This is a genomic window from Streptomyces sp. NPDC026538 (assembly GCF_055567535.1).
In genome coordinates this window covers 16319-31765 of record NZ_JBVHQG010000019.1, presented here as the reverse complement: position 1 = coordinate 31765, position 15447 = coordinate 16319, and the positions used below count along the sequence as shown (strand labels likewise).

The window sequence follows — 15447 nt, the reverse complement described above, 5'->3', positions numbered from 1 at the left end:
ACCCCACGCGTCCCTCTAGTTTCTGATCGCCCCTCCGAACCGTGTTCGAAATCTCGGACATCCCCCCTTCGTCTGGAGCGCACATGAACGGCACCCCCCTGTCGCGCCGGCACTTCCTCGGCGCGGCCGCGACCGTCCCCCTCGCCGCCACCGGTGCCCTCGCCCTCGGCGCCGGAACCGCCCGGGCGGCCACCGACTCGGCCTACGTGATGTGCTACTTCACCGAGTCCCCGGACATGCTGGCCGCCAACTACGGCCTTCACCTCGCGGTCAGCACCGACGGCCTCCAGTGGACCCCGCTCAACCAGAACAACCCCGTCGCGACCCCCACCGCGGGCTCCCTCGGCCTGCGCGACCCGTTCATCCTGCGCAAGCAGGACGGCACGTTCGTGGTGCTCGCCACCGACCTCAACGGCACCGACTGGACCTACGTCAGCCAGTACATCCACGTCTGGGACTCCACCGACCTGCGCAGCTTCACCGGCTACCGGCGGATGAAGCTGCACGACATGGACACCCACAGCTGGGCACCCGAGGCGTTCTGGGACGCCGGCCGCGGCCAGTACGGCGTCATCTACTCCGCGGTCAACGACAGCGGCCACAACGTCATCATGATCAACTACACCGGTGACTTCGTGACCGCCGGCGCCCCCCAGGTCTTCTTCGACCCCGGTTACGACGTCATCGACGGCGACCTGGCGGTCGGTGTGAACGGTGTCAACTACCTTTACTTCAAGAAGAACTCGACGCTGGTCGGCGCCCGCTCCGGCTCGCTGGACCCGGGCAGCTTCACCGAGTTCAGCACGGCCGTCTCGCACAACGGCACCGAGGCCCCGACCCTGGTCAAGTCCCTCGCCTCCAGCTCGACCTGGTACCTGTGGGGCGACACCTGGTCCCCCAACGGCGTCTTCTACGCCTGGCGGACCAGCGCCCTGTCCGCCGGGACCTGGACGGCCCTGGACCAGAAGACCTACACGCAGCCGCTCAACTCCAAGCACTGCGGCATCCAGCCCATCACCTCGGCCGAGTACGGCAATCTCGTCGCCAAGTGGGGCACCCCCACCTGGAACCGGCTGAAGTCCTACAACTACCCGGCCCGGTACGTCCGGCACAGCAACTTCGTCGGCCGGATCGACGAGTACGCCTTCGACCCCTACACCGACGGCATGTGGAAGCTGGTCCCCGGCCTCGCCGACAGCGGCGGCGTGTCCTTCCAGTCGGTCAACTACCCGACCCGCTACCTGCGCCACTACGACTACCAGCTGCAACTCGACGAGAACGACGGCACGACGGCCTTCGCCCAGGACGCCACGTTCTACCGGACGGCGGGTCTCGCCGACTCCTCCTGGTCCTCGTTCCGCTCGTACAACTACCCGACGCGCTACATCCGCCACTCCGACTACGTCCTGCGCATCGACCCCGTGTCGACGAGCACGGAGCTGGCCGACGCCACGTTCCACGTCGGCTTCTGACGCCGCGGCGGGGTCCGTCGGGCGGCGACACGCCGACGGCGGGCCCGGAGACCCCCGAATGGCCCCGTCCTGCCGGTCGGGATTGACCCAGCCGGGCGGTGTTGGGCGTGTCGTCACCACGGATGGGCGGCCTGGATGGTGCCGGGCGGGGCGCTGGCTGACGGTGGTTCATGTCGGGGCCGGGTCGTATCAGCCGATGGAGTATCCGCTGCCCGGCCAAGGCGGAAGGACATCGAGATGCGTTCTGCCCGCATGATCCTCGCGACGACGGCCGCCACCGCAGCCCTCGCCTTCGCGGCACCCGGCGCCCATGCCGCGGTCGCGGGGGACTGGGACAACGGAGGCCGTGACGACTCTTCCTACAGCAAGGAGCACAACGACGACAGCAGCCACGAAGCACCGCGTGGCGGTATGCACACGGGCGGCGGAGTCCTCGCCGTGGCGAAGCTGAGCAGTGGATGGGAATCGGACAGCGGCAACGACAGCAAGTTCGATCCCGAGACCTACAAGGACAAGGGCGACGACCAAGGGGGCAAGGGCGACAAGGAAGACAGCGACGGGCAGGGGGGCAAGGGCGACAAGGGAGACAGCGACGGCCAGGGGGGCAAGGGCGACAAGGGAGACAGCGACGGGCAGGGGGGCAAGGGCGACCGGGGGAGCGGTGAGGGCCGGGACCAGGGCGGCTCGTGGGGCGACGACGAGGACAACGAGAAGCCGCACGGCGGTATGCACACCGGTGGCGGCGGCCTCGCCACGCCGGGGGTGACGACCGGCGGGCTGGCCGTCCTCGGTGTGGGGGCCGCCGGCGCCTACGCGCTGCGGCGCAGGAAGACCGCCGGGTCCGTGTCCTGACGGGCCTGCGCATACGGGAGCCGCGGCCGCCGACCTTCATGGACGCGGCCGCGGCCCCGTTCCCCCCTCCCGCTGCCGTGCTCAGAAAGGTGACCTCCGATGGCAGCTGGCACCTCCCGCCCGAACACCGAGGGCCCCGCCCCCGCGGCCCCTGATCCCGAGGACCCGGACGGCACCCGGCGTACCGGACGGCTGCCCGTGTGGGGCGTGGCCGTCCTGCTCCTGGCCGTGGCGATGCTCTTCGGACACGGCAAGGCCTCCGACGCCTCGGGCAACATGCCGGCCGAGAGCGCGGACGCCGCCCCCTCGGGCGGTGCGCGCCGGGCCGGCGAGGCGCTGTCCCGGTCCGCGCCGACCCGGCTGCTCATTCCGAAGATCGCTGTCGACGCCCCGTTCACCACCCTCACCCTCGCCCCCTCGGGCCAGCTCCAGCCGCCGCCCGCCGCGGACACCAACCTCGTCGGCTGGTACGCCGACGGTCCGGCGCCCGGCGAGGCGGGCACCGCGATCATCGCCGGGCACGTCGACACCAAGGTCTCGGCCGCCGTCTTCGTCCGGCTGGACGAACTGGAGCCCGGCGACGGCTTCTCGGTGCAGCGGGCCGACGGCACGGAGGCCGACTTCGTGGTCGACAGCGCCGACACCTTCGCGAAGGACGACTTCCCCAGCGAACGCGTCTACGCGGACACCCGCCGCCCGGAGGTGCGCCTGATCACCTGCGCCGGCGACTACGACCACGACGTGAAGGACTACACGGAGAACCTGGTCGTCTTCGGCCACCTCGTCTGATATCGAACGCGCGATCGCGGGTCGGACGGCACGGATGGGGCCAGGGTCGGAAATTGAGCACCGTAGGGCCGCCCGCCGAAGCCCCGTGAGCACGGTACGGGTGCCGGCTGCGGGCGGCCGAGCGGTTCAGCCGCCTGTCGACTCCCGTACCACCAGGCGGAAGGGGCCGATGAACTCCTGCCGCTCCGGCCCGGGCCCGGGCCGGCCGATGCGTGCCGCCAGCAGGGCGACCGCGCGTTCGGCCATCAGATCGTGGTCCGGGTCGACGGTGGACAGGGAGGGGATGAGGTACGCGCTCTCGTCGACGTTGTCGAAGCCGATCACCTTGACCCGCTCCGGCACCCGGAGCCCGGCGTCGGCGAGCGCGCGCAGCACGCCCATGGCCACCGTGTCCGTCACGCAGAACACCCCGTCGACATCGAGGCCGTCCGCCAGCCGCTCCCGGATCCGGCGGGCGGCCTCCTGCATGGTGAGCGACTCGGCGGTGACCACCAGTTCCGGGTCGGCGGGCAGCCCCGCGGCCGCCAGCGCCCGCAGATATCCGGCGTACCGCAGGCTCGACACGTCGGCCTCGCTGCCCAGGCGCCCGCACACCAGGGCGATCCGCCGGCAGCCCCGCTCGACGAGATGGCGGGTCGCCGCCTCCGAGGCGGCCTCGTTCGGCATGGCGACATGGTCGACGGGCCCGCCGAAGATCCGCTCGCCCAGGATCACCACCGGATGGTCGACCTCCAGCGCCTGGACGTCGGCCGGCCCCATCCCCACGGTGCTGAGGATGAGGCCGTCGTAGAGCCGGTTGCGGGACAGGGCGAGGGCCGCCAGCTCGTTCTCCCGGCGGGCGCCGGTCTGCTCGATGCCGACCCCGAGCCCGTGCCGGTCGGCCGCCGCGATGATCGAGGCGGCCAGCCGACCGTAGTACGGGCGGTTGACCTCGGGGACCGCCAGGCAGATCGTCCCGGTACGGCCCTTGCGCAGATTGCGGGCGGCGACGTTGACCCGGTAGTCGAGCCGGGTCATCGCCTCCAGGACGCGGTCCCGGGTGGCCGGGCGGACGTTGGGGCGGCGGTTGATCACGTTGGAGACCGTCATCGCCGAGACTCCGGCCGCCTTCGCCACGTCCTGGATCGTCGCCACGTTCACTCCCGCCTGCCGTCCTCGGCAAGACGATAGAGGGCGGCGCCGTGGGCGGGCAGTTCGATGGTCAGCCGCCGGCCGTCGTGGACGGTGTCGGTGCGGGTCCAGACCTCGCGGACCCGGTCGCGGGGTTCGGCCCCGATCGATCCCAGCGGCACCTCGAACCGGCGCTCCTGGTCCGCCAGCGAGAACACCGCCGCGTACCGGGTGCGCCCGTCGGTGTCCCGGGCGGTCCACAGCACCAGGTCCCGCTCGCGCAGCACCTCGCGGTTTCCGGTGCTGTGCCACAGGACGTCGAGCGCCTCGTCGTTGGTGAGCAGTTCGATGGTCTCCGGCGGGCTGGTGGGCAGGTCGCCGCCCATCATCAGCGGGGAGCGGGAGATCAGCCAGAGGGTGAGCAGGCTGGTCTGCTCGGGACGGGTGAGGGCCGACTGGCGGTCCGCGCCGCGCTCCGCACGGATGCCGATGTGGCCCAGCGGCAGCATGTCGGCGTCCGCCCAGCCCTGCCGCCCCTGCCAGGGGGCCCAGCGGGCCATCCGCGCGAACTGCGCCTCGACGTCCGCCCAGCGGTCCCACAGGTCGTCGCAGACCCGCCACATGGTGGCGTGCTCGCGGAGGTGGCCGAGGCGCGCGAGGGACATGTCCGTGCCGGGGGAGAGGCTCAGCTCGATCGGCCTGCCGCTGCGCTCGACGGCCCGGGCGTAGGCGGCGATCTCCCGTTCGTGGTACGGGAAGAGCATGTCGTCGGCCTTGACGAAGTCGACGCCCCACGTGGCGAACTGGGCGACCTGGGTGTCGTAGTAGGCCTGGGCGCCGGGGTGGTCGTGGTTCAGCCCGTAGTTGTCGGAGTTCCAGGGGCACACGGAGCCGGTGTCGGCCACGTCGGCCGCAGTGAACTCCGTGCCGAGCACGGGAAGTGCGGCCTCGACCGCGCGTCGCGGGATGCCGCGCATGATGTGCAGCCCGAACCGCAGCCCCATGCCGTGTACTCGCTCTGCCAGAGGCCCGAATCCGGCCCCGGCCGCGGCGGAGGGGAACCTGTTCGGCGCGGGGAGCTGACGGCCGTACCCGTCGAGGACGAGCGGGGCGTCCGGGTTGTAGCCGTGGGCCCGCGCGGTGGGTTCGTACCACTGGATGTCCACCACCACGGTGTCCCAGCCGTGCGGCAGCAGCCGCTCGCGCATGAACTCCGCGTTGGCGAGGACCTCTTGCTCGGTGACGGTGGTGCCGTAGCAGTCCCAGCTGTTCCAGCCCATCGGCGGCCGCAGGTGGCGGGCGGGCAGGGGACGTGCGGATCGGGTCATGTGCGCACTCCTGGGGGGTCAGCGCTGGTGCAGGGGGGCCTGGACGGTGACGAACGAGTGCGGCGGCAGGGAGAGCCGCAGGCCGTGACCGGTCACCGCGAGGTCGTCAAAGGCCCGCGGAGCGACTGCTGTCGGGGTCCCCGGTGCGTTGTGGGCCTGGAGCCTGTCGGCCGTGAGGATCCGGGCGGTCGGCGAGACGAGGGTGCCGCCGCGCAGGTCGAGGGTGATCTCGGCGGGTTCCTCGGCGTCGAGGTTGCTCAGCGAGATCAGGACCGTGCCGTCCTTGACGCTGGCGGAGGCGGAGAGGGTGTCGAGTTCGGCGTCCCCGAGCCGGCGCCGGGTGCCCTCGCCGCGCAGGTGCAGCGGAAGCGACGTCGCGTCCTGGTGACCCTTGTTCATCTCGAAGACGTGGTAGGTGGGGGTCAGGACCAGGGCGTCGCCGTCGGTGAGGAGCATGGCCTGGAGCACGTTGACGGTCTGGGCGATGTTGGCCATGTGCAGGCGGGCCGCGTGCCGGTGGAAGATGTCGAAGTGGGTGCTCGCCACCAGCGCGTCCCGCAGGGTGTTCTGCTGGAAGAGGAAGCCGGGGTCGGTGCCGGGCTCCACGTCCCACCAGGTGCCCCACTCGTCGAGGACCAGGCCGACCGTGCGGCCCGGGTCGTAGACGTCCATCACCGTGGAGTGGCCGGTGAGGATGCGGTCGATACGGCGGGCCGACAGCATCGTGCGGTAGTAGTCGTCGGTGCCGAATTCGGTGGCGCTGCCCTTGGCCTCCCAGGGGCCGGAGAGCGTGTAGTAGTGCACGGACAGGCCCTGGAAGAAGTTCTTCGGGGTAGCCTCGCAGCCGAAGCAGCTGATCTGCTGCATCAGGGTCTCGGTCCACTTGTAGTCGGCGTCGGAGGCGCCCGAGGCGATGCGGTAGAGCTTGTTGTCGCCGTGGTCGCGGCAGTAGGTGGCATACTGGCGGGCCAGGTCGGCGGAGTACTCGGCGCGCATGTTGCCGCCGCAGCCCCAGGTCTCGTTGCCGATGCCCCAGAACCTGACCTTCCACGGCTCCGCGCGGCCGTTCTCCTTGCGCAGCCTCACCATCGGGCTGTCGCCGTCCCGGGTGAGGTACTCGACCCACTCGCTCATCTCACGGACGGTGCCCGAGCCGACGTTGCCGCTGATGTAGGGCTCGGCGCCGAGGAGTTCGCACAGGGCCATGAACTCGTGGGTGCCGAAGTGGTTGTTCTCCTCGACGTTGCCCCAGTGCGTGTTGACCATCCGGGGCCGCTGCTCGCGCGGGCCGACGCCGTCCCGCCAGTGGTACTCGTCGGCGAAACAGCCGCCGGGCCAGCGGAGGTTGGGGATGTCCAGGGCGCGCAGTGCGTCGACGACGTCGAGGCGGATGCCGCCCTCGTGGGGGACGGGGGAGTCCTCGCCGACCCAGAAGCCGCCGTACACGCAGCGGCCGAGGTGCTCGGCGAAGTGGCCGTAGAGGTGGCGGCTGATGGTCGGACCTGCGATGTCGAGGTTGATGATCGCGGTGGCGGTGGGCACGCGGGTACTCCAGTCCGGGAGGCCGGTTGGTCGATATCTCGAACGATGTTCGGAGGTGGTTGTATCGATAAAAAGCTGCCATCGGGGCGTGGGCGCGTCAAGGGCGGTGCACGGGGCGGGAATGACGAACGGCTCACCTCCCTCGCGCTCGCGAGGGAGGTGAGCCGTTCGGAGGGAGAGGCGTCAGACCGCCGTCGCCGGGAACGTCGGGTACTCGACGCCGGAGACGTGCTGGACGACCCGGACCACCTGGCAGGAGTAGCCGAACTCGTTGTCGTACCAGAGGTAGAGGATGGCGTTGTCGCCCTCCACCTTCAGCGCGCCGGCGTCGACGATCGACGCGTGGCGAGAGCCGATGAAGTCGCTGGAGACCGCGTCCGGGGCGGTGATGAAGTCGATCTGGCGCTTGAGCGGCGAGGTCAGCGACACCTCGCGGAGGTAGTCCAGGACCTCCTCGCGGGACGCCTCGCGGGCCAGCTGGAGGTTGAGGATCGCGATCGACACGTCCGGCACCGGGACCCGGATCGAACTGCCGGTGATCCGCGCCTTGAGGTCGGGCAGCGCCTTCGCGACGGCGGACGCGGCACCCGTCTCGGTGATGACCATGTTGAGCGGCGCGGACCGGCCGCGGCGCTCCGACTTGTGGTAGTTGTCCAGCAGGTTCTGGTCGTTGGTGAACGAGTGGACGGTCTCCACGTGCCCGCGCAGCACACCGTACTCGTCGGCCATCGCCTTGAGCGGCGGCACGATCGCGTTGGTGGTGCAGGAGGCGCAGGACAGGATCTGCTCGTCCGGCTTGATGGTGTCGTGGTTGACGCCGTGCACGATGTTCGGGACGTCGCCCTTGCCCGGCGCGGTCAGCACGACCTTCTCGATACCCGGGCGCAGGTGCTCGGACAGGCCCTCGCGGTCGCGCCACTTGCCCGTGTTGTCGATGAGGATGGCGTCCCGGATGCCGTACGCCGTGTAGTCGACCTGCGAGGGGTCGTCGGCGTAGATCACCTTGATCTCGTTGCCGTTGGCGAGGATCGTGCTGTTCTCCTCGTCGACGGTGATGGTGCCCTGGAACTGGCCGTGGATCGAGTCCCGGCGCAGCAGCGAGGCGCGCTTGACGATGTCCTCGCCGCCGGCGCCGCGCACCACGATGGCCCGCAGGCGCAGTCCGTTGCCGGAGCCCGCCTTCTCGATCAGCAGCCGGGCGACCAGGCGGCCGATGCGGCCGAAGCCGTACAGGACGACGTCCCGCGGCTCGCGCTGCTCGATCTTGTTGGCACCGGTGGCCCCGGCGACCGCCTCCGCGGTGAACGCCTCGACACCCAGGCCCCGGTCGTCGGCCCGGTAGGTCGCGGCGAGCATGCCGATGTCGATCTGCGAGGGACCGAGGTCGAGCGTGGTGAGCGCCTGCAGGAAGGGCATCGTCTCGGTGACGGAGAGTTCGGCGCCGGCTATCTGGCGGGCGAACCGGTGCGTCTTGAGGATGCTGACCACCGACTTGTTCACCAAGGAGCGGCTGTGGAGGAGGACGGTCACGTCCCGCTCCCGGTGCAGCTTCCCGATGATCGGGATCATCGACTCCGCGATCTCCTCGCGGTTCTTCCAGTTGGTGAACGAGTCGTCGTTGACAGTCACAGATCTACTCTCGATCGAGCTAGGTGGCGCTCATATGCTAAACCGGCCGGTCGATGATCGATCAAGGGGGTCCCGGTGTGATGTGCGCCGTCCCGGTGTGACGTCGGTCGCGGGGCTCTGAAACGGTGCGGACCCAGGTCGTGGCGGTGGCCCGCGCACCACAGCGCCCAGGTGCCTGCTGCGCGGAAAAAGACCGGTGGCGCCGGTCACTGTGTCGTGATCGGCGCCACCGGTCTGGGGGCCGGGCGGCACGCGGCCCAAGCGGCCCGGGCGGCGTCGGCTGCGGTTCGGGGGTGCGTCGAAGGGGCACGGGGCCGCACCGCGATGCGGCCCCGCCGCGCCGGAGCCGCAACCGGACGACGGCGCGTCACGCCGCCTGCGGCGAAGCGCCTAGGGCCGGTGCCTCGCCGGCGTGATCCGCCGGACAGGCCCTAGCGAGGGTTGAAGACCACGCTCGCGAAGTGGACGCTGCTGGGCGCCGAGTGCCCGGGAGCGATCCGCAGCGCGGTGCCCTTGCACTTCTGCTTGCTGTAGACGACGAGCGCCTTCTTCGTGGCGTTCTGCGGACCGCGCGCCTCCTGCGCCAGGTCCAGGCACTTGCGGTCCGGCGGGTTCTGGATGGCGTACGCCTTGCCCTTGGGTCCGACCCAGACGAACGTCCCGTCGGCGGCGGCGGCCGGACCGATGGTGATGACGGCGAGGGCGAGCCCGCCGAGAACGGCGGCGATCGGACGGCTGAGGCGCATCGTGATGTCCTTCGTGAGCGGTGAGAACGGTGAAAAAGGGCGACGCCGGAATCGACGGGGAGACCGAGGCCCGTCGCCATCACACACCGTCACCGCGTCCGGACGCCCCGACGACACGGAAACGTCCCACGTCCGGGGGATCTTGGTAGAAGTGCCGTGACGCTCCGGGCCGGCCGGCGGGACGGTGGTCCCGAGGGCAAGTCCGGCTACCGCCAAGGCGGTTGGTCGATACCGGTCACCCGTGCGTGTGTGACGAGGCGGGCGCGGGAACCGTCGGCGATTCATTGCCGCTAAATGCGGGACATAAGAGTAAATTCCCGACCATTGCTTGAGGAAGGTGTCACCGGCGGACGGGGCAAGGGATGAGCACGGACGACGGTGTCGCGGTGACGACCGGGATCGCGCGCCTGCACGACTCGCCCGGGCTCGCCGGGGCCGGCCGGTTCGGACTGGTGACCCACCACGCCGGAGTCCTCCCCGATCTGCGCCCGGTGGCGCCCGCGCTGCTCGCGGCCGGCGCGCCGCTGGCCGCCCTGTTCGGACCCGAACACGGCCTCCACGGGACCGGCCAGGCGGGCGAGTCCGAGGCGGTCAGGTCCGACCCCGACACCGGCCTGCCGGTGTACGACACCTACCGGTGCGAAGGCGAGCGGCTCGACAAGCTGCTGATCGACAGCGGCATCGACACCCTGGTGTACGACCTCCAGGACGTCGGGGCCCGGTTCTACACCTACACGTGGACCATGTTCGACCTGATGGTCTCGGCAGCCCGCACCGGCGTCCGGCTCGTGGTCGCCGACCGCCCGAATCCGCTCGGCGGACTCGTCAGTGAGGGCCCCCTCCTGGACCCGGCATGGGCCAGCTTCGTCGGACGCGTCCCGATCCCCGTCCGGCACGGCCTCACCTGCGGCGAACTCGCCCGGCACTTCAACGCCTCCGCCGTGCCCCGAACGGCGGGCCGCGCCGTCGAGTTGACGGTGCTCGAGGCCGTCGGCTGGCAGCGCGCCCTGGACGCCGAGGCCACCGGGCTGCCGTGGATCGCCCCCTCGCCGAACATCCCGACACCCGCCACCGTCCTCGTCTACCCCGGCACCTGCCTCTTCGAGGGGACCAACCTCTCCGAGGGCCGCGGCACCACCCAGCCTTTCGAGATCGTCGGCGCCCCCTACCTCGACGGGCGGTTCGCGCCCGCGCTTGCCGAACTCGCCCTGCCGGGAGTGCACTTCCGCGACCTGCGCTATGTACCGGCCTTCCACAAGCACGCGGGACGGCCGCTTCGGGGAGTCCAGCTGCACGTCACCGACCGCAGGGTGTTCGCACCCGTCCGCACCGCCGTCGCGATGCTCGCGGTGCTCCGCCGCCTGTACCCGGACGACTTCGCCTGGCACACCGTCGAGGGCGGCGCCGAGGGGACCGGCCACCGGCACTTCATCGACCTGCTGTGGGGGTCCGACCGGCTGCGGCGGGCCGTCGACGGGGGCGACGACCCGCTGCCGCTGTGCGATCCGCCGGCGCCGCCCTCCCGGTGGGCCGGCGACGACGTGCTGCTCTACCCCGCGGACCTGGCGCTCTGCCCGGAAGGACGATCCCCTCGATGACCGACCGCACGACGACGACCCGGGCCGGGATCCGTGGCTTTCGCGCGGGCGACGGCCCGCGGGTGGTGGAGGCCTGGCGCCACAGCGTGCCCGCCGACCCCATCACCCCGGACCGCTTCCGCACCCTGGTACTGCTCGACCCCAACTTCGACCCCGAAGGGCTGCGGGTCGCCGTCGACGGCGACCGCGTGGTCGGCGCCGCCTACGCGGTGCGGCGGCTGACGCCCATGGCCGGTACCGACCTGGAGCCGGACCAGGGCTGGATCCCGTTCTTCTTCGTCGCCCCGGACGCCCGCGGGCACGGACTCGGCCGCCGGCTGCTGACCGAGGCCCTCGACTGGCTGCACGGCCACGGTCGTACCCGGGTGGACTTCTCGTCGTACACCCCGAACTACGTGTTCCCCGGCCTCGACGCCGAGGCCTACCCGGAGGCGGCCGAGCTCCTGGAGTCCCTGGGCTTTCGCACGCTGTACGAGGCGGCCGCGATGGACCGCGGCCTGGTCGGCTACCGCCGTCCGGACGACGTGACCCGCCGCCTGGACCAACTGACCGGCCGCGGCTACCGGTTCGCCACCCCGGCCGACGACGACCTGGTGGATCTCCTCGCGCTCGCCGGACGCCACTTCGGCCCGGACTGGGCGTGCACGATCCGGGCGTGTCTGGCCGCGGGCACCCCGCTCGACCGGATCGTCGTCGCCCGCGACCCGGCCGGCCGGATGGTCGGCTGGGCGATGCACGGCGCGTTCGACTCGGTGGACGAACGGTTCGGTCCGATCGGGGTGCTGGAGGAGATGCGCGGCACCGGACTGGGCGAAGTCCTTCTCCACCTGGTCCTGGAACGCATGCGGGCGCTGCGCGCGCACTCCGCGTGGTTCCTGTGGACCGGCGCACAGTCGCCGGCCGGCCACCTCTACCGGAAGACCGGCTTCACCACGACCCGGGTGTTCCACGTGCTGCGCCGCGAGGCGGCCGCCGGATGACGCCCTCGGCCGGGCGGCCCAGTCGCCGTCACCTCGGGCTCGCCCTGCCCGCCGCGCTGCTCGCGTCCGGCTGCGCCGCGCCCTACCGGGGCACCGGGCGGCCCGGGGAGCCGGTCGTCCTCACCCTGCTCTCCCACTACGCGAGCGGCGAGCTGAAGGAGGCACTGCAGGGCCCGGTCGACGAATGGAACGCCACCCACGACCGGGTCAAGGTGGCGACGAAAGCCGTGGAGTTCACCGACCTGCTGACCACGTTGATGGTCCGCCAGGCCGCGGGCCAGGGCGCCGACATCCTCCAGCCGTACTGCCTGTGGAACGGCCAGCTGGTCCAGGCCGGTGTCCTGCGGCCGGCCCCGGCCGGGCACGCCGAGGAGATCAGGCGCGGTTACGGCGCCGCCGCGGTCGGCTCCTCGTCGGTGGCGGGCCGGGTCTACGGCTACCCCACCGAGACGCAGACGTACGCCCTCTACTACAACAAGCGGCTGCTGCGTGCGGCCGGCGTCGACGGACCCCCGCGCACCTGGCGGGAGTTGGAGGAGACCGCGTACCGCACCGCCCGGCGGGACGGCTACGGCAACACCCTGGTCCAGGGGTTCGGACTGTCGACCTACGACGACTCCACGACCGTCGGGCAGACCCTCGCGCTGCTCAGCGCCGCCGGCGGACGGTTCGTCGCCGCGGACGGCAGGAGCACCGCCATCGACTCACCGGCCGGCCGGGCCGTGCTCGACCTGCAGCACCGCCTCGTCGCCAAGGGCGCGAGCGACCCCGGCGTCAACGTCTACAAGGCGTTCGCGTCCGGACAGGTGGCCATGGTGATCAGCGCCGGCTGGTGGACCGCGAACCTCAAGTCCCTGATGGGCGAGGCCTACCGCGACGTCGGCGTGGCTCCCGTGCCGCTGCCCGAGGTGGACGGCCGACGCGCCACGCTCTCCACCGGTTTCATGCTCGGCGTCAACACCGCCAGTGAACATCCGCGTGAGGCCTGGGAGTTCCTGCGCTGGCTCAACGCCGACAAGGTGCGCGGCGCCACCCGGATGAGCGCCCTGCAGGTGTCGGTCGGCTCCCTGACCGGCCGCGCCGACGACATGCGGACCCTTCTCGGCACGGGCGGCGACCCGAACCTGCGGCCGTTCCTGGACGCGCTGGCCTACGCGGTGCCGGAGCCGAACGGCCCGGGCGCGCAGCAGGCCAAGTCGCTGCTGCGCAAGAACATCGAGGCGCTGTGGACCGGTCAGCAGTCCGTCGACGAGGCCCTGCGCACCACCCGCCGCCAGGTCGACCAGGAGGTGTCGCGCTCATGGTGAACGCCACCCTGACAGCGGAGGCCGCCGAACGGGCGGCCCGCCAGCCGTCCGCCGTCGGCGTCCGAGGCAGCGGACGGGACCGGCAAAGGCGCCGCCAGGCCGTCGTCGCCTACCTCTTCCTGGCGCCGACCCTGCTGTTCTACGCCGTCTTCCTCGCCCTGCCGCTCGGCTTCGCGCTGCTGCTGTCCATGTCCCGCTGGGCGGGCTTCGACCTCGGTGACATCGACCCCGTCGGACCGGAAAACTTCACCCGCCTCTTCGCCGACGGGGCGACGTTCCTGACCCCGGTCCTCACCAACACCCTGCTGTTCGCCCTCGGCACCGTGGCCCTCGCGCTGGCCGGCTCCGTGCTCGTCGCCACCTGTATCGACAAGCTCCGGTTCCAGGGGCTGTGGCGCACGCTGTACTTCCTGCCGATCGTCACGACCGTCGTCGCCGTCGGCAACGTCTGGAAGTACATGTACGAACCCGGCGGCCTCGTCAACGGCGTCCTCAACGCCCTGGGGGTCGGCTCGGTGGCCTTCCTCCAGGACCCGGACACCGCGCTGCCCGCGGTCGTCGTCGTCCAGGCCTGGGCCTCGGTGGGCTCGGCGATCCTCGTCCTGACCGCCGGCCTGAAGTCCGTCCCCCAGTCCTACTACGAGGCCGCCGCGCTGGACGGCGCCGGGCCCGTCACCGTCTTCTGGCGGATCACGCTGCCCCTGCTGCGGCCGTCCCTGCTGTTCGTGTGCGTCACCCAGTTCCTCACCGGCCTCCAGTCGTTCGCGCTGATCATCGTGATGACCAAGGGCGGACCGGGGGACGCCACCGACGTGGCCGCCCTTGAGATGTACCGGCAGGCCTTCTCCTACGGCGACTGGGGCACCGCGAGCGCCGCCGCCTTCGTGCTCTTCGCGGTGGTCCTCGCGGTCACACTGGTCCAGTTGTGGCTCTTCCGGCGCAAGGGGGAGGACGCGTGATCCGCCGACGGTTCCCCTGGCTGTCGTACCTGCTGGTCGTCACCGGCGCCGTGCTCACGGTGGTGCCGTTCCTCGACATGGTGATGACGTCCTTCAAGGGCGCCGACGAGGCCGGCCGGCTGCCCTACCGGTTCCTGCCCGAGGCGTTCGACCTGTCCAACTACCGGGCGGCCGTCCACCAGCTGGACCTGCCGGTGCTCTTCCGCAACAGCGTCGTCGCCACGGCCGTGATCAGCGGTTCGGTGCTGGTCACCTCGTCGCTCGCCGGGTACGCACTCGCCAAACTCCGCTTCCGGGGCCGGGACTTCGTGTTCCGCCTGGTGCTGTCGACGATGATGTTCCCCCCGTTCCTCTTCCTCGTCCCGCACTTCCTGATCCTGGTGCACTGGCCGCTGGCGGGCGGCAACGACCTGTTCGGGCGCGGCGGCGCCGGCCTGACCGTCAGCATCGCGGCGCTCGCCATGCCGTTCCTCGTCAGCAGCTTCGGGATCTTCCTGATGCGCCAGTTCATGGTCTCCATCCCGGACGAGGTGCTGGAAGCCGCACGCATCGACGGGGCCGGCGAGTTCACCGTGTGGTGGCGGATCGTCGTCCCGCAGACCAAGCCGGTCCTCGTCACCCTCGGACTGCTGACGTTCGTCGACGCCTGGAACGAGTACATCTGGGCGCTGCTCGTCTCGACCGCCAACCCGGACGTGATGACCCTGCCCGTCGGCATCCAGCTCCTCCAGGACTACGTCGATCCGACCCGTACGACGCCGATCGTCATGGCCGGCCTGGTGCTGAGCACCCTGCCGGTCCTGGTGCTCTTCCTGCTGCTGCAGAAGCACTACATCCGTGGTGTGATGCTCAGCGGCCTCAAGTGAACCGCGCATCCTACCCAGATCGTGGTGTCGATACGCCGTTTGTCGTAGCACGGCGGATTGTCCTTGGGGAGTTTGTTCTCTCATCGACCCTGCGGTACGCCTGCACCCTGCAACAGTTCGGGCGCCCCGCTTGTGGCGAGCGGCCTCAACTGCCCTGGCCAGGGACGTTCCTTGGCGGTCCCGCCTAAAGGACATCCCAGCGTCAGCCCAACTTCTTCAAGGGCCGCTTGACGTCAATTCCACGATCGGGTGACACTGATGTTGCTTTT

The 15447-nt window shown here is 70.9% G+C and carries 13 protein-coding genes; 8 read left to right on the top strand and 5 right to left on the bottom strand.

The annotated features are described in order from the left end of the window. Positions 1 to 83 precede the first annotated feature (83 nt). The 3 genes from ACZ4N4_RS44145 (at position 84) to ACZ4N4_RS44135 (ending at position 3113) form a co-directional block, all read left to right on the top strand. Positions 84 to 1472 carry a glycoside hydrolase family 43 protein gene (locus tag ACZ4N4_RS44145; RefSeq protein ID WP_467599924.1) on the top strand — a complete coding sequence of 463 codons (1389 nt, stop codon included), beginning with the start codon at positions 84 to 86 and terminating at the stop codon, positions 1470 to 1472. Between the two features lie 237 nt (positions 1473 to 1709). Continuing rightward, a complete protein-coding gene (locus ACZ4N4_RS44140) occupies positions 1710 to 2324 on the top strand; it encodes a hypothetical protein (protein ID WP_467599921.1) in 615 nt (204 codons plus the stop codon). 99 nt (positions 2325 to 2423) lie between these two features. Further along, positions 2424 to 3113, top strand: coding sequence for a class F sortase (locus ACZ4N4_RS44135; RefSeq protein WP_467599918.1), 690 nt, complete (start codon positions 2424 to 2426; stop codon positions 3111 to 3113). Between the two features lie 126 nt (positions 3114 to 3239). Here the strand turns inward: ACZ4N4_RS44135 and ACZ4N4_RS44130 are convergent, their stop codons facing one another. The 5 genes from ACZ4N4_RS44130 to ACZ4N4_RS44110 form a co-directional block, all read right to left on the bottom strand. Then, entirely contained in the window at positions 3240 to 4247 is a 1008-nt protein-coding gene (locus ACZ4N4_RS44130) for a LacI family DNA-binding transcriptional regulator (RefSeq protein WP_467599915.1), read from the bottom strand. A 2-nt stretch (positions 4248 to 4249) separates the two neighbouring features. Continuing rightward, complete coding sequence (locus tag ACZ4N4_RS44125; protein WP_467599912.1) at positions 4250 to 5551, bottom strand: glycoside hydrolase family 27 protein; 1302 nt, start codon at positions 5549 to 5551, stop codon at positions 4250 to 4252. 18 nt (positions 5552 to 5569) lie between these two features. Then, on the bottom strand, positions 5570 to 7093 hold the full coding sequence (locus ACZ4N4_RS44120) for an alpha-N-arabinofuranosidase (RefSeq protein WP_467599909.1): 1524 nt from the start codon (positions 7091 to 7093) through the stop codon (positions 5570 to 5572). A 183-nt stretch (positions 7094 to 7276) separates the two neighbouring features. Next, positions 7277 to 8722 carry a glyceraldehyde-3-phosphate dehydrogenase gene (locus tag ACZ4N4_RS44115; RefSeq protein ID WP_450761288.1) on the bottom strand — a complete coding sequence of 482 codons (1446 nt, stop codon included), beginning with the start codon at positions 8720 to 8722 and terminating at the stop codon, positions 7277 to 7279. A 431-nt stretch (positions 8723 to 9153) separates the two neighbouring features. Continuing rightward, positions 9154 to 9468, bottom strand: a complete 315-nt coding sequence (locus tag ACZ4N4_RS44110; RefSeq protein WP_453578590.1) for a hypothetical protein — start codon at positions 9466 to 9468, stop codon at positions 9154 to 9156. 362 nt (positions 9469 to 9830) lie between these two features. Between ACZ4N4_RS44110 and ACZ4N4_RS44105 the strand changes: the two genes are divergently transcribed. From ACZ4N4_RS44105 to ACZ4N4_RS44085, 5 genes are read left to right on the top strand one after another with little or no spacing between them, the layout of a single operon-like run. After that, a complete protein-coding gene (locus ACZ4N4_RS44105) occupies positions 9831 to 11066 on the top strand; it encodes an exo-beta-N-acetylmuramidase NamZ family protein (protein WP_467599906.1) in 1236 nt (411 codons plus the stop codon). Continuing rightward, the gene (locus tag ACZ4N4_RS44100) at positions 11063 to 12046 is read left to right on the top strand and encodes a GNAT family N-acetyltransferase (protein ID WP_467599903.1); all 984 of its coding nucleotides are present in this window, start codon (positions 11063 to 11065) and stop codon (positions 12044 to 12046) included. Before ACZ4N4_RS44105 ends, ACZ4N4_RS44100 begins: the two co-directional genes overlap by 4 nt. Next, positions 12043 to 13353 (top strand): ABC transporter substrate-binding protein, encoded by a 1311-nt coding sequence (locus tag ACZ4N4_RS44095; RefSeq protein ID WP_467599900.1) that lies wholly within the window; start codon positions 12043 to 12045, stop codon positions 13351 to 13353. The genes ACZ4N4_RS44100 and ACZ4N4_RS44095 overlap by 4 nt, the downstream gene beginning before the upstream one ends. Next, positions 13347 to 14312, top strand: a complete 966-nt coding sequence (locus ACZ4N4_RS44090) for a carbohydrate ABC transporter permease (RefSeq protein ID WP_467599898.1) — start codon at positions 13347 to 13349, stop codon at positions 14310 to 14312. Before ACZ4N4_RS44095 ends, ACZ4N4_RS44090 begins: the two co-directional genes overlap by 7 nt. Next, positions 14309 to 15178, top strand: coding sequence for a carbohydrate ABC transporter permease (locus ACZ4N4_RS44085; protein WP_453578575.1), 870 nt, complete (start codon positions 14309 to 14311; stop codon positions 15176 to 15178). Before ACZ4N4_RS44090 ends, ACZ4N4_RS44085 begins: the two co-directional genes overlap by 4 nt. Positions 15179 to 15447: the final 269 nt, after the last annotated feature.

Coding starts and splice junctions, on each gene's coding strand:
- ACZ4N4_RS44145 (WP_467599924.1), top strand. CDS start 84: ATGAACGGCACCCCCCTGTCGCGCCGGCACTTCCTCGGCGCGGCCGCG.
- ACZ4N4_RS44140 (WP_467599921.1), top strand. CDS start 1,710: ATGCGTTCTGCCCGCATGATCCTCGCGACGACGGCCGCCACCGCAGCC.
- ACZ4N4_RS44135 (WP_467599918.1), top strand. CDS start 2,424: ATGGCAGCTGGCACCTCCCGCCCGAACACCGAGGGCCCCGCCCCCGCG.
- ACZ4N4_RS44125 (WP_467599912.1), bottom strand. CDS start 5,551: ATGACCCGATCCGCACGTCCCCTGCCCGCCCGCCACCTGCGGCCGCCG.
- ACZ4N4_RS44110 (WP_453578590.1), bottom strand. CDS start 9,468: ATGCGCCTCAGCCGTCCGATCGCCGCCGTTCTCGGCGGGCTCGCCCTC.
- ACZ4N4_RS44105 (WP_467599906.1), top strand. CDS start 9,831: ATGAGCACGGACGACGGTGTCGCGGTGACGACCGGGATCGCGCGCCTG.
- ACZ4N4_RS44100 (WP_467599903.1), top strand. CDS start 11,063: ATGACCGACCGCACGACGACGACCCGGGCCGGGATCCGTGGCTTTCGC.
- ACZ4N4_RS44095 (WP_467599900.1), top strand. CDS start 12,043: ATGACGCCCTCGGCCGGGCGGCCCAGTCGCCGTCACCTCGGGCTCGCC.
- ACZ4N4_RS44090 (WP_467599898.1), top strand. CDS start 13,347: ATGGTGAACGCCACCCTGACAGCGGAGGCCGCCGAACGGGCGGCCCGC.